12 protein-coding genes and 1 pseudogene are annotated in these 15,547 nt (G+C 27.1%); 1 reads left to right on the top strand and 12 read right to left on the bottom strand.

Annotated features, from left to right (window positions below):
- Nucleotides 1–119 precede the first annotated feature (119 nt).
- From QZ288_RS00925 to QZ288_RS00895, 7 genes and pseudogenes are all read right to left on the bottom strand, one after another.
- The gene (locus QZ288_RS00925) at nt 120–878 is read right to left on the bottom strand and encodes an ABC transporter ATP-binding protein (RefSeq protein WP_295153985.1); all 759 of its coding nucleotides are present in this window, start codon (nt 876–878) and stop codon (nt 120–122) included.
- A gap of 23 nt (nt 879–901) precedes the next feature.
- Nucleotides 902–1,909 carry an iron ABC transporter permease gene (locus QZ288_RS00920; RefSeq protein ID WP_295153983.1) on the bottom strand — a complete coding sequence of 336 codons (1,008 nt, stop codon included), beginning with the start codon at nt 1,907–1,909 and terminating at the stop codon, nt 902–904.
- Nucleotides 1,910–1,916: 7 nt separating this feature from the next.
- A complete protein-coding gene (locus tag QZ288_RS00915) occupies nt 1,917–2,852 on the bottom strand; it encodes an ABC transporter substrate-binding protein (RefSeq protein WP_295153981.1) in 936 nt (311 codons plus the stop codon).
- 72 nt (nt 2,853–2,924) lie between these two features.
- Nucleotides 2,925–3,557, bottom strand: coding sequence for a MotA/TolQ/ExbB proton channel family protein (locus tag QZ288_RS00910; protein WP_295153979.1), 633 nt, complete (start codon nt 3,555–3,557; stop codon nt 2,925–2,927).
- A gap of 164 nt (nt 3,558–3,721) precedes the next feature.
- Nucleotides 3,722–5,404, bottom strand: a complete 1,683-nt coding sequence (locus QZ288_RS00905) for an ankyrin repeat domain-containing protein (protein WP_295153977.1) — start codon at nt 5,402–5,404, stop codon at nt 3,722–3,724.
- Between the two features lie 318 nt (nt 5,405–5,722).
- Nucleotides 5,723–6,210, bottom strand: a pseudogene (locus tag QZ288_RS00900) (TRAP transporter large permease subunit).
- Between the two features lie 7 nt (nt 6,211–6,217).
- Complete coding sequence (locus QZ288_RS00895; protein WP_295153975.1) at nt 6,218–6,676, bottom strand: TRAP transporter small permease; 459 nt, start codon at nt 6,674–6,676, stop codon at nt 6,218–6,220.
- Nucleotides 6,677–6,839: 163 nt separating this feature from the next.
- Here QZ288_RS00895 and QZ288_RS00890 point away from each other — a divergent pair, with 163 nt between their 5' ends.
- Nucleotides 6,840–7,379 carry an FGGY-family carbohydrate kinase gene (locus tag QZ288_RS00890; protein WP_363322976.1) on the top strand — a complete coding sequence of 180 codons (540 nt, stop codon included), beginning with the start codon at nt 6,840–6,842 and terminating at the stop codon, nt 7,377–7,379.
- Between the two features lie 6 nt (nt 7,380–7,385).
- On the opposite strand, the gene QZ288_RS00885 is transcribed toward QZ288_RS00890, so the two are convergent.
- The 5 genes from QZ288_RS00885 to QZ288_RS00865 all read right to left on the bottom strand — a co-directional run bounded on the left by QZ288_RS00885 (nt 7,386) and on the right by QZ288_RS00865 (nt 15,532).
- Entirely contained in the window at nt 7,386–7,829 is a 444-nt protein-coding gene (locus QZ288_RS00885; protein WP_295153973.1) for a MarR family transcriptional regulator, read from the bottom strand.
- Nucleotides 7,830–7,897: 68 nt separating this feature from the next.
- Complete coding sequence (locus tag QZ288_RS00880; RefSeq protein ID WP_295153971.1) at nt 7,898–9,502, bottom strand: peptide ABC transporter substrate-binding protein; 1,605 nt, start codon at nt 9,500–9,502, stop codon at nt 7,898–7,900.
- An 86-nt stretch (nt 9,503–9,588) separates the two neighbouring features.
- A complete protein-coding gene (locus QZ288_RS00875) occupies nt 9,589–10,812 on the bottom strand; it encodes a M20 family metallopeptidase (RefSeq protein WP_295153969.1) in 1,224 nt (407 codons plus the stop codon).
- Nucleotides 10,813–11,223: 411 nt separating this feature from the next.
- Nucleotides 11,224–12,603, bottom strand: a complete 1,380-nt coding sequence (locus QZ288_RS00870; protein ID WP_295153967.1) for an ankyrin repeat domain-containing protein — start codon at nt 12,601–12,603, stop codon at nt 11,224–11,226.
- 22 nt (nt 12,604–12,625) lie between these two features.
- The gene (locus tag QZ288_RS00865; protein WP_295153965.1) at nt 12,626–15,532 is read right to left on the bottom strand and encodes an LPS-assembly protein LptD; all 2,907 of its coding nucleotides are present in this window, start codon (nt 15,530–15,532) and stop codon (nt 12,626–12,628) included.
- Nucleotides 15,533–15,547: the final 15 nt, after the last annotated feature.

Raw genomic sequence — 15,547 nt, 5'->3', positions numbered from 1 at the left:
ATAATATTTATATCATATATGCTATTTCTTTCAATATGCATTTATATAATAACAAATCAAGTTTTTTATTAAGATAAATTATACTTATCTAAAACATAAACAAAAAGTATAATACAAAATCACCATCTTTTTAAAGAATTTTTCATATATTTAATTATATCTATATCATAAATATCATTTAATAATCTCATATCAAAATCATTAATATCCCCAAAATATTTAGAGCTTCCATTTTTCAAAACTAATAATTTATCAGCAAAATTTAATACAGAGTTTATATCATGCAAAACTGCAATTATGCATCTCATACCATTTTTTACCCAATCTTTTAAATTATAAATTAATTCTATTTGACTATTTAAATCCAAATGATTAGTAGGCTCGTCCATAAGTATTATATTAGGATTTTGCACCAAAGTTCTAGCTAAAAAAACTCTTTGCAATTCGCCTCCTGAAAGTTCTGTTATTAATTTATCTTTTAAATGAATTATTTTTAATTTTTCCATATAATAAATTACAAACTCTTTATCCTCTTTACTTGGCATTGATAATAATTTGTCTTTATAATTTGAATATCTTCCCATCATTATAGTATCATAAGCAGTATATCCAAAATATACAGCAGATATTTGACTCATCATAGCTATAGTTTTATAAGTATCTATTTTTTTTATATTTTCATTATTAATAAGTATTTCTCCTTCATCAAAATCTATTATATTACATAAAGATTTAAGCAAAGTAGTTTTACCGCATCCGTTCGGACCTATAATACATAAACTTTCATTAGTATTAACATTAAAAGATATATTTTTAAGCACTTTTTTTTTATTAGTATAACTTAAAGATAAATTTTTAACTTCAATCATCTTATTCATAAATAAATTACATTCCTTATAATTTACATTCTTTTTATACCGCTTCCTGATATAAATATATATAAAAAGAAAGGTGCTCCTATAACTGCAGTAACAATGCCTATTGGTATATTAGAACCAGAAACTATAATCCTAGAAAATATATCTGAAACATTCAAAAGCAATGCCCCTATTAATGCCGACATAGGAACAACAATTATATGCTTGGCGCCGAATATTTTTCTTGCTATATGAGGAGATACCAAATCAACAAATCCTATTATTCCTATAAATGCTGTTAAAACTGCAGTTATAAATGATGATATTAATATAAAGAATATTCTCATATTTTTTACATTAATTCCAAGAGATAAACTAGTTTCATCTCCGAATGTCATTATATCTAATACGCTTGAATATCTCATCAATAATAACAATGATATTAAAGTCATAAATATAATTATAAAAATATCTAATTTATTTCTTACAAATAAATTTCCAAGCTGCCAAAGTATTATTTGATTTGAATATTTTGGAAACATATATGATAAAAAACTCATCACAGAACTTAGAAATAATGATATAACTATGCCTGCAAGTATTATAGAATTATTACTCATATACTTATCTATTTTATTTGAAATAAATAATATAAAGAGTATTGTAATAAAAGCAAAAAGCATTGATACGCCTATAAATAAATACTGATTAAAAGATATTTGAATAATTATAAGCAAAGCAGCTCCAAGTCCTGCACCTGATGATATTCCTAAATTGTATGCAGAAGCTAATGGATTTCTTAGTATCGACTGTATAACAACGCCTGTTATAGATAATGAAGCACCGACAAATAATGATAATATAGAATGCTTAAATCTAATGCCTATAATATCAGCATTTATTTTATCTATATTTATAATTTCAATATTAAAAAATTTATATAATAAAATTGCAAATACTTCTTTTGGGTGTATAAATACGCTTCCTATACATATTGACAATACAGCTGAAACAATAACTAACAATAAAATTATTATAATCTTTTTTATCATTATATAATCAATTCCTAATTATTTCAGCATTCTTATATTCATTAGGATAAATATATTTAGCCATATCAAATAATGCATATATAATATTATGTGTAGGAAGAGAAGCCGAAGTTATATAATATACACCTTTATTTTTTACGGCATTTATATTTTTCCAAGATTCTCGGCTTAATATTTCTTCTGCGGGATTATTAATATAATCAACGCTTGTGAATATTATATCAGGATTTGCAAATAACACATTTTCTTCGGCAGTAGTTATCCAAGAGTTTCTATTTGAAAATATATTTACAGCTCCTATAATATTTATCATATCATCTAAATAAACATTAGTTCCGAAAGAATATAAATTCGGCAAAGCTGCTATTTCAAAATAAACTTTCTTTTTATTTTGTATGCTTTCTCCTATAGTTCTAATATTTTCTATATTTTTCTTCATAATATTTATAATATTAAAAGCTTCATCTCTTTTATTCAAAACATATCCTATAAAAGATATATCATCTTCTATAGATTTGATAGTATCACTGTTTGGTATAACAGCAATGCATATTCCAGAACCTTTAATAGAATCCAAAGAATGCTTACTAGAAAATACACTAAAATTATTAACAAAAACAATGTCAGGTTTCATAGCTATCATTTTTTCAGAGTCTGGATTAAGCATATCAAAAACTTCAGTATTAGATACATCTATATTATTAGTCTGTAAAATTTCTTTAGAAGTGGAATCAAAAGCAATTATTTTATCTGCAAGCCCTAAAGCCAATATAATATCCGTAACCGAAGGAGATAAGCATACTATATTCTCTATTTTTTCAGGCAGAACAATACTATTTCCTGCCCTATCTTTTATAGATAAATTTTTATTATTTGTATCTGCATTAGTGCATGAAAATAAAAATATGCTAAAAAAAACAAAAAATATTATGACAGCTTTCATAAAAAACTTCTTTAAATAAGAAAAATATTTTAACTGTAAAATTATAAACTAAAGAATTGTTATTGTCAATTATTAATTTTCTGTTTCAGTATTGCTGTCATTTATTATATAATCTGAAACTTCATTTGATAAATTTTCTATAAATAATATTCTTTCATTAAGAGTATTTACAAAATAGTTATAAAACACCACTGTAGGTATAGCAATAATAAGTCCTGCAGCAGTTGTAAGCAAGGCATTAGCAATACCTGAAGCCAAAGCATTAGGGTTTCCGCTCCCTACTACAGACATAACAGCAAAAGACTGTATCATACCAAGTATAGTACCTAAAAGTCCTAATAATGGTGCTATAGTTGATATTGTAGATAAAGCTGAAATAAATCTCTCTAGTCTTGGAAGTTCCTTATTGGAAGCACTTTGCATAGATTCTTTTATCATATCTTTATTATTTAATCCTGCAGCAATTATATTTGCCAAAGGAGATTTAGAAGTTTCGCATAATGCAATAGCTGCTTTTAATTCATTATCTTTAATTAATGAAATAAGTTTAGGAGCTAATGAATTATCCTGAGATTTTATTCTAGTAAAGTAAATAAATCTGTCAATTATTATTGTTAGTCCCAATATTGAAGATATAAGCAAACCTATCCAGCAAATTATCATAGCCGAATTAAGCAGACTTTCAGAACCGAATATACTATTCATATATATAAATGCCTCATTATTTAAATATCATTATATGTTAAAACATTATAATCATAAGAATATAAAAAATCAATAGAAATATTTAGCGTAAAATGTTAATAGACATATATACCTGCAAACTTTTTATTAAAAAATACTAAAATAAATAAATTAAATATTAATGCTTAATTATCAAATAAACTATTATTTAAATTTGTATTTACTTTATCATAATAAAAATTATTATTTGTATTAATATTCGTTATAAAATCATTTGTAATACTTCCAATGATATTTTCTATATTATTGCCATACATTAAGTCTGAAGCAGTTTTTCCATCATAATTTTTTATAGTATAATCAGCACCCTTTAATAATAAAAATCTATAAGTATTAGAATTATTATTTTTTACAGCTATATGCAAAGGCGTATCGCCGTCAGCATTTTGTATATTAATATTAATAGGGGTTCTATTCATAAGGGCTGTCAAAGTATTAGTATTGCCAAGCAGCGATGCATTATGCAATGGAGTATTTCCGTATATATCAACAACTCTATAAGAATTACTGCTGTAATTTAAAATGCTGTCAATAATTTCTGCATTTCCATAACCTGCAGCATACATTAAAGCATTATATCCCAAACTATCTTTTTTATTTATATCTGCCCCATATCTCAAAAGCGTATTTATAATATTAGTATTTCCCTTGAATATAGCATACTGCAAAGGACTTGCATCATTCAAATATACATTGCCTGTAAACTCTATTTCTTTTCTGTTTTCATCAAAATAAATATAGTTTGAAGATATAAAAGAAGTTTCTATATTAATAATATTTGTATTATTCATTTTATATCTAAGAAGCTCATTAACCATATCATTTTTATCAATAGATATTGCATAAGTAAGAGGCGTATCATATCCTATAATTGCAGTATTCATATTAAAATTTGAGTACATAATTATATTTCTTAAAGCATTAGCATCGCTATTATAAATAACTCTTTGAATCAGCATATTTTCATTATAAGTATTTGCAGATGAATTATAATTTTCTTCACTATTGTAAGAATTACCGCCTAAATCAAAAGCTGAATTTCCTCCTGATATAACATATTCAGGCTTAACTCCGTAATTATTCTCTATATCTTTATCAGCACCAAGTTTAATAAGCAGATTATATGCTCCCTGCTTTTTATAATAAGCAGCATAATATAAAGCAGTGCATCCGTTTAAATCTCTGTCATTAATATTCATATCAACATTTTTAATTAAGAAATTAATAGTTTCTAAATTATTAAAAGCAGCAGCATAATGAAGTCCGTTGAAATTAGCATTAGAAGTTTTATCGCTAACTAAAGTTCTGTCTTTTACAAGGAGCATTCTTATAATATTACCGTTTCCAAAACCGCATGCATATAAAAATACAGAAACACCCTCATTATCCTTAGCTTTAATATCAGCATTTTTATCAATTAGCTGTTTAACTATTCTTGCATTTCCTTTAAATATAGCAAACATTAAAGGTGTAGCTCCTCCTATATTAATGCTGCCGCCTTCATACTTATTTAGAAGATAATCTTCAAAATCATCAGGAAGTTTATGTTCTATATTAACATCGCTGTACTCAAGCAATACTCTTACAGCTCTTTCATTGCCGCATTCAATAGCATATAAAAGCGGTGTTAATCCTCTTTCATTTTCAGCATTCAAATCCATTTTATACCTTAAAAGATTTTTTAATTGTGCCTCATATTTATTTTCTTTTACGGCGTCAAAAAATTCCTGCTCCTTTGAATTAAGAGCAAATATATTAAAACTAATAGAAAAAATAAATATAATAAATAAAAATATATTTCTAATCATAGCTGAAATTTCCTAAATATATCATTGATATATTATTATAGTAAACATAATTTCAAAATTATATAATAATAATTAATTAATAACAATAGAGTAAAATTGTTTTATTATTGTTAAAATATTTTTTATTTAACATAAAAACAAATTATATATAATTGTATTATTTATAGAATTTAAATATTCAATAATTTTAATAAATCATTTTTTAAATCTTTTAAACTTTCTATTTCTAAGTTCTATAAACTATTTAAAGGATGATTCAAAACTCTAGTATAATCTTCTATATTAATATTTTCTATATGCTTCATATAATATTTGGCATTAGTAGGATAATATAGAAGTTTCTGATTGAGCTCCGTATATTATCATAGGTAATGAAGGCGGTATTATAGGACCTATAGTCGATGAAGCAGCCGTAACAGCACAAGAAAAATCATCATCATATCCTGCTTTTCTCATAGATTCTATTTCTATAGTGCCAAGTCCTCCTGCATCGGCATTCCTGCAAATATCATACTTGCAACTATATTTGCATGCCCTAATCCGCCTCTAAGCCAGCCTACTAAAATATCAGCAAATTTAAATATTCTATTTGTTACGCCTGAAAAATTCATTATATTTCCCATTAATATAAAAAACGGAGCAGCTAAAAGAGGAAATGAATTTGCAGCCATAGAAATTTTCTGAGGTATTATAACTAAATTGACATCAGCTAAAATAACATACAGCAAAGAAATAGAACCTAAAGATAAATATAAAGGAACTCCTATAAGTATTAATATTAACCATAAAATTAATAATATAAACATTATCATATTATTCCTCCTTATGTTTTATAAAATTAAATAATTTAACTAAAGCATATACAGCTAATATTAAACTTACAATTGGCATAATAGCATATACAGCAGCAAAATTTATTGGTAATGCCGATGCCTTAAAAAGAGCCCCCTGCTTCATAAGTAAAATAGATAAATATCCTAGAAATAATGAAAAAGTCAAACTAAGTAATTGTATAAAAATAAATACAAAAAATTTTATTTTTTTAGGAAACATATCATAAAATATATTAACCTTTATATGAGAATCATACCTAGTACCATAAGTCCACCCTATCATAGAAACCCATACAAATAAATATCTGGCAAACTCCTCTGTCCATTTTAAAGGCATATTTAAACAATATCTAAAAAATACCTGAAATAAAATAACAGCAAAAAGAATAAACATCATTATTATAGAAGAAATATCTATTATCTTTTCTAATACTTTCATAAAACTTTCTCATAATTTTTTTATTTTTGTGCTTCTCTTATTCTATCAAATAAACCAGCCCCCCATTTGCTTTCTAATTTTGCTGGAACAGTATTTAATACGGCATTTTTAAATTCATCTATGTTTGGAGTTATTACTGTAATACCTTGTTTTTCAAAATCAGATATTAAAGGTTTTTCTAATTCTCTTATTTCACTATTATGTATTTGTATATTTTTCTTATTATGGAAATAGGTCTCCTATATCGGATCCTAAAGAAAGAGGTATGGAAATAGGATTGGATATGTCGGAAGATATTATATCAATGGCAAAATTATATTGGGCTGCTATAGACAGTTTATGTTTCGGAACAAAAAATATTATAGAAGTTTCAAAACAAAATGGATATATTATAGATACCATAATAGTATGCGGAGGGACTGCTAAAAATCCATTATTTATTAGAGAATTAGCAGATATATGTCAATGTACCATTTATAGTGCAGGACATGAAGAATCCGTTGTATTCGGAAGTGCAGTTTTGGCAGCAATAGCTTCAGGCGAATATAAAAATTATGAAGAAGCATTATTAAATATGTCAAAAAAAGGAGAATGCATAGAACCTGATAAAAGTATGAAAAAATATTTTGATAAAAAATATGAAATATATTTAAAAATGTATCAAGATAAAATCAAATATGAAAAAATTATGTCTTCATTTTAATATTTTTTAATTAAAAAGATTATCTTTATTTTGTATATTATAAAGAAGTTTTTTAATTATGTATACTAAAGTTTCTTTTTCTTCACTAGACATATTATAAAACATAGCTTCATTATTCTTTCTAATATCCTCAAATACAATTTCCTTTAATTTTTTACTTTTAGCAGTAAGATATATTTCTTTATACCTTTTATCATCTAAACTCACTTTTCTTTTAATAAAACCTTTCTTTTCCAGCCTATATAAAGTTCCTGTTATAGTAGGATTACTTAAGCCTAAAAAATTTTCTATATCCCTTTGATTAATAACTTTTTCTTCATTATGATATAAAAACATCAATATATCCATCTGTGATGATGTTAATTTATGCTTATCCAAAAATCTATTAAATCTATTATCTAAAGCTGTATGAAGTTCTTTAATTAATTTGCCTATAAAAAGATCTTCCATTTACTACAATTCCTTAATATAAATTTTCATAAAAATAAGAACTGCATTATACTATATTTAAAATTATTTTATTTCTCTAAATATGAATATGAGAATTTATACTGGGCAAACGGTATATAAAATACATCTTTTAAATTCGGACTTTTTAATACGGCAGGCTCAAAATATGCTATAGGTATTATAACAGCCTCATCTTCTATTAATATTTTTTCAGCCTTATGCAATTCTCTCATTCTTATATTTTGATTTATAGTTTTAGATGCTATGCTTAAAGCCTCATCAAACTGAGCATTTGTAAATAGCGAATGGTTTTTATAAGAATAGCTTACAAACATACTTAAAAAAGTAGTAGGATCATTATAGCTTCCTGTCCAGCTCGCTGCAGCCATAGTATAGCTTCTCTCTGTTCTAAATGCATGTATAAATGGTGCAAATTCCATTTGAGTAAGCTTAACATCTATACCCAAGTTAACTTTCCACATATTCTGCACAGCTTCAAACATAGGTATATCATTGCTAAAAGTAACAAAAAATTCTAATACAGGAAATCCCTCTCCATTAGGATAACCAGCCTCAGCCATTAACCTTTTAGCTTCTTCTACATTTTTCTGATAATCTGCTTTATTAGTGCTGATATATTCCCCTGCATTATCTCTGAAATATCCCTGAACATCAGTAACACCCCAAGGAACTAATGCTCCTGCAGGCTTTCCTGATTTAATTACATTTTCTACTATATAATTTCTGTCTATAGCTAGAGATAAAGCTTTTCTTACTCTTTTATCTTTTAAAGTTTCATTAGTAGTATTTAAAGCATAGTACTGAGTTCCTATTCTTGTTGCAATATCAATATATCCCTCTTCTTTCAAAATATCTATATCCTGATAAGGAAACTGATCAGAAAAATGAAGAGAACCTTCTTTTACTCCTGCAACCGCTGAATTAGGATTATCCATAAGAACAAACTTAATTCTCTCTGCAACTATAGTATCGGCTCCCCAATAATTAGTATTTTTCACAACAGTAATGCTTTGATCAGGCTTTCTTTCTTTTAAAACAAAAGCTCCGTTTCCTACGCAGGTTTTAGGATTTCTAGTCCAATTATCAGGATCTTTCTCTATCATATCCTTTCTTACAGGAGAGAAAACAGGCAAATTTACAAGTTCTAAAAAATATGCAGTAGGATATTCTAATTTCACCTCTAAAGTAAAATCATCTAAAGCCTTTATACCGAACTCGTCGACAGGCATATATCCGCCATTAACATTAGAAAAATTAAGTATAGGCTCAAATAAATAACTAGGCTCGCTTGCAGTATCAGGATCAACTACTCTTTTCCAAGAATATTCAAAATCCTCTGCTTTTAACGGCTTTCCGTCAGACCATTTTCCATTTGTTCTTAAATGAAATATATATGTAAGCCCGTCTTCTGATATTTCCCAGCTTTCCGCAGCTCCGGGCTGAATTTCTATATCTTTATATTTTGTAGTTAAGCATTCAAATAAATGTGTTACATAAGTAGAGCCTTGCAATGTTATATTCAAAGCAGGATCTATAGTTTTCGGTTCTGCTCCTAAGTTAACATATATTGTACCGCTTTCTATATCATCTTTATTTGAGCAGGAAATAAAAACAGCAAAAATAATTATCATTATTAAATAGAATTTTTTCATAATACATAACCCTATTATAGATTTAATTTACGCTATTGTATTTCATAATATAATAATGTCAATTATTTTTTTATACAAAATATATTTTAATCATATCTCTCTTTTCCAATAGGAAATAAATCTTTTTTTAAATAACTGCTGTAAAGATTCATAATTTGAATATTAAGTCCTATTTCTATGCAGTCTTCATCAACATCAAATAAACCATTATGAGCCTGATGTACTATACCTATTTTCTTATTTCTTGAACCTATATAAAAAAATGCACCTGGTTTATTTTCTACAAAAAAAGAAAAATCCTCAGCCCCCAAAGAAGGTTTTAATTCCAATACCTTATTTTTACCAAGCAAAGAAAAAGCATTTTCCCTTACTATATTAGAAGCATCTTTCCAATTGATAAGACTTCTAAAATAAACTAATTCTATAAACTCAGCATCTCCGTTAAAAGATTCTGATATGCATTTTATTACTTTTTTTATTCTATTTTTTATTTTCATCATTGTACTTTCTCTTAAAGCTCTTATAGTACCTGTCATTTCAATATAATCGCATATAATATTAGAAGCAGTTCCTCCGTTTATAGTACCTATACTAATCACAGCATTATCTTCAGCCCTAATATTTCTGCTTATTATAAGCTGCAAATCATTTATTATTTTTGAAGCAATAATTACAGCATCAATTCCATTTGCAGGGTCTGCTCCATGTGCACTTTTTCCGTAAATTTTTATTTTGAAATCTAAACAGCTGGCATTAACTATATTATCATTTATTTGAATATACCCTATTTCTGTATTAGAAGAAACATGAAGAGCATATATAACATTAACATTTTCTAATGCATTTTCTTTAATCATCTGCAAAGCTCCTCCTGTAGTTTCCTCAGCAGGCTGAAATATAAGCCTTATATTGCAAGGAGGCATTATCTTATCATCATCATTATTTGAAAATATATTTGCTATTCCTATATTAATGGCAGTATGCACATCATGACCGCATGCATGACATACTCCTTGATTTTTAGAAGCATAACTGCAATGCTTTAAATCTTCAATAGGCAAAGCATCTATATCGGCTCTGAATGCAGCCGTAAAACTTTTATCTATTCCCTCTATATCAGCTATTATACCTGTACCTGCTATTTTAGTTCTGTGCTTTATATTATAGCTATTTAAATATTCTGATATTAAAGCCATAGTTCTGAATTCTTTATTTGATAATTCAGGATAAGAATGTATATCTCTTCGTATATTTATTAATTCTTCTTTTATCTTTTTTATTTTAATCTTGATTAAATCCAGCTTATGCATAAATTAATTTCTTTATAATATTCTTACTTTGTATTATATATTCACTTCAATATTATTGCTAATAAAAATTGTTTTTATTATTGATAGTGATAAACTTTTTTATTACTGCTAATAAAAATTATGAGCTTTGATACTCTACCGTTCTGTGAATGTCAGGCACTCACAATTTTTATAATATCAATTGTCAGCTATTATTAAGTGAGTTTATCGCTAGCAACAGTAAAGAGATAAACGAGCAGCTAATAACCGACAATTAAGGAGGTTATTAGCTATTCTAAAGCGAGTTTATCGCTAGCAATAAAATAAAAAAATTGTTCGCCGCTCTGTGTGCTTTCAGCAAAAAGCTCTGTTCGCCTTTATCGAATTTATTTTCTGTGGGGCTCTTTTTATTATTATTTTTAATAAACTATTTCATTCTAAAATATCAGAAGGCTTTAAGCCGTCTTTATTTCTAATATTTTCATCGGCTCCTAAACTTAAAAGCAGATTATACGCCTCTATTTTATTATTTGCAGCAGCATAATAAAGAGCAGTCCAGCCGTCATCGTCCTTTTCATCAATATCAACTTTCAATCGGCTTACTAAATATTTTATATTTTCTAAATTATCATAAACAACAGCCATATGAAGAGGGGTAGCATTATTTTTAGTCTTTGAATTAATAAGCTCTCTATTTCCGTGTAAAATATTTCTTAATGTAGAACTGTCCCCAAAAGCAGCAGCATACAAAAATGAAGTCCAGCCCTCTTCGTCATAAGCATTAATATCAGCACCTTTCTTTATAAGCATATCTACTATTTTAGAATCTCCATTACTTTTGAATATAGCATAAATAAGAGGAGTTGCCTTGCCTATATAAACTGCATCTTCAGAATTATCATTCAAATGCGTAAAATATCCTTCTGGAAGAGCTGATTCTAAATCTATATCATCATTTTGAAGAAGAATATTAATAGAATCTATACTGCCGTTTTTTATAGCAATATGCAAAGCACTTAAACCATAACCGTCTTTAGCATTTATATTAGCACCGCTATTTATAAGAGATTTAATATATCTATAATCATTAATTTCTACAGCTCTTAATAATTCTATATCTATATCTCTTAATTCATTAATATCATTTTCAATCTGCCTAGTCAGAACAGTATAAGGCAGTATATTATTATTATCAGAAATATTAGTATCTGCTCCAAATGTTATAAGAAGATTATAAGCCTCTATACTTTTAGAATATGCTGCATGATAAAGAGCAGTCCAGCCGTCAATATCTCTGGCATTTATATCTATATTTGAATTAGTACATAAATACATTATAACTTCTATATTATTATTATGGCATGCTATATGCAAAGGCGTAACATTAAACTCTGTTTTGCTGTCAAGCAATGTAATGTCTTTTTCGGCAAGTAATGATATAATATAAAAATCAGAAAAAGCAGCAGCATACATTATACTATTCCAAGTTTTAAAATCCTCTATTTTTAAATCAGCACCGTTTTCTATTAAAATTTCAGTTATTCCTTTATTATTTTTATATATAGAATAAAGCAAAGGTGTAGCACCGCCTAAATTATTAGTGTAGTCATCAGGAAGTTTAGAATCTATATTAATATTATCATTACTAATTATTAATTTAATATATTCTAAATCATTATTATCTATAGCTTCATATAAATCATAATAATTAGTTTCTTCTGTATTTTCTTCTAATAATATGGAATTAGTATAATCATATTGCGTATATAAAAGCAAAGAAAAGCAAAATATCAAAATAAAAATTTTATACATAAAAATAACTCTAATAAATTAATTATTGTGTAGCAGCACGGCTGTCTTGTAAGTCAGTAACAGTACTATTAAGATTATATTCTCTTTTAGGCAAACCTGCACTAGGAAAGTCAGTAAGAGTAAATTCAATCCAAAATTCCTTATCCCAATAAACTCCTTTAACAGAACCTGAAGTAATATCAGAAGGAAGCGAAGAAGGTCTCACTGCAAATACAGCCTGAATCTGCCAGCCGTCTAACTCATGCCAAATACTGGTTTCAATAGATTTTAATTTAAATAAACTTTCAATTCTTTTTTGAGGATTAGAAAAATTAAATGAATTTATAATATCCCAAAAAGGATTAACCCAATGCTGATTTTCTTTTTCTGAATAAGATTTAATATATCTGTAAGCATTTTCATTAGCACTTATAGTTGCTATTCTAAATTTCCATTGATTAATAACCTGAAGCTCTATGCCGAATGTAAATGAAACTGTATTATATCTATAATTAATAAAATCATGAGTGAAAGCTAATCCAAAATATAAATTAAAATCATTAATTATGCCGTCAAAAAAAGGCTTCTTATTATTTTTTATTAAAATCCAATCTGTAATTTTGCCGAGAGGTATAGGAAGATGAAAATATGAATTTATACGGTTAATTGTTAGATTTGTGCCTAATAAATTCCTTGATACATCATAAGAAATATATGACTGATTATATAAAAGTCTTGCCGAAGCACCTACCTCTGTTGTAAGCATTTTATTTGTAGAAAATTCCACCTGATAAATTTTTGTTTCAGAATTGTATGTAGGTATAAAATCATATCCTGTAGTTATAAAAGATTCTAAATTAAGATTCAAATTAGGAAGATAAAATAAACTGTATCCTGTTCCGCCTATAGAAAATCTAGTAGTAAAATTATGATTATTAAACTCTCCGAACCGATTGCCTGCATTATCTGTATTAATATATTTTTCTTTAAATCTGTATCCTAAAACATAAGATGTATCCCATCTTACTGTAGGCTCAAAATATTTTGTGAAATTATAAGGCAGTATGCTGTAAGGCAGAAACATAGAAAAATTCATTCCTGTTCCTATGCCGAAATATGTATTATCCTTATCATAAATTAAATCTTCTGCTGAAGGATCTATACTGTTTTGATATGAGTATTCCATATTTAAATTAGGCGAAAATCTTATAAACTCATTAGTAAAAGTCCTAGACATATCTCCATATAGATTTAAATTATTTCTTTCAGCAAGCTTATCATTTAATTGACTGTTCAGCATAGGATTATTATAAAAAGCAATACCTTCAGAAGTTTTATAATTAATAGTATGATTATAATTAGCCCTCAAATTATAATTTATATTAAGTCCTGGAAGATAGTATGAAGTCTCATCGCCAAGCACCGAACTGTAAAGAGCTTCCACTGAAGGCAAAATTAATTTATAAGGTTTAGGCATATAATAATCAAAATTAGTATTATTATCTACGGATATATTTCTAACAGCTTCCAAATCCCATTCTGCTCCGACTTTTAAATTCACTCCGTAAATATTATTATTAATATATACAGAATTTTCTATATAAGATTCAGGATAAGAATCCCCAATATCGTTCAAATTACCCGTAATAGAAGTAAAAAAAGTTAATATATCAAATTGTTCTCTTTGATTATAAAAATCAGACCTAAAATATAAATCGCTATTTAAATTTAATTTTCCTGTTATATAACTATTTATATTCTGACTGCTGTAAAGCTGAATCGTATGATCATATTGGAATTTATATCTTGGTACAAATTTTCCGCCTTCCCCTGAAGCAAAATAGTTTACATATCTTGTACCATATCCTAAACTCGAAGTGATATAAGAATCAAGCAGATGATACTGTCTTCCCAAAGCAAACATAGCATCTAATGCAAAATCCTGATAATTACTTGTATATCTTATTTCATCTCCTAAAAGAAAACCAAGCTTCTGATAAGCATCGAATCTTATTTTATGCTGCACTCCGTATAAGTCAAATATTTTATAATTTTGTATATAAACACCTTCTCTTAAAGATTCTCCGAAAGAAGATATGATACCTGTACCCACGCTATTTTTTATAAATAAAGGGAAATAAAATACAGGCTGTCTTCCTACTCTGTAAATACTATTGAATATCATAATATTTTTATTATCCCAAAGATAAACTCTGCTTGTAAGAAAGTCATGAGCTATAGGAGTAAGACGCGAAAAACTAACGCTGCTGTTCTCTGCAAAAAAATCCTCATCATTAAACTTTATTATACGCCCTTGAACAGTAAAAGACATAAATTTAGTTCCGCCGCCGAATAATACTCCTTTTTTATTTTCTCTATTAAGCATAAACCATTCGCCGTTAAGAGTATTTTCGCCTGATTTTACAGTTAAATTACCCGATGCAAAAACTTCGCCTGTTTTCAAACTGTATACAACTCTATCAGCAATCAGAGTATTATTATATAAACGCATAGTAACATTACCATACAATGATATAAGTTCTTCTTCTGCTTCTTTTATTTCATAACGCTCTGCAAAATCTGCCCCTATAAGTTCTACTTGAGCACCGCCTCTATTTATTGTAATTCTTGCTACTTCTTTTATTCCATCTTTATCCCTAATTACTTCCTGTTTTATATTTACCTGTCTTTCTATAATTCTTGCTCTTAATGAACTTTCTGTATCATAAGGATAAATTTCTATATTATTAACTCTGGCATATTCCTGAAGTATATAATACGGAGTAAAATTAACTAAATTAATAAAAGATATAGGATTTCTTTTTGCATCAAATCTGTTTATCTGCATTATTGCATTTTCGCTTATATTATTAGTTAAAGCATTAGTATCCTGTGCATATAAAAATGCATTAAATATTAATGTAAATAAAAGCAAGATAAAGATTCGCATTATACCCTCTAAACT

It is taken from the genome of uncultured Brachyspira sp. (assembly GCF_910578695.1).
Classification (GTDB): Bacteria; Spirochaetota; Brachyspiria; order Brachyspirales; family Brachyspiraceae; genus Brachyspira.
Note: the sequence above shows the minus strand (reverse complement) of the source record. Positions and strands in the feature narration are given on the sequence as shown.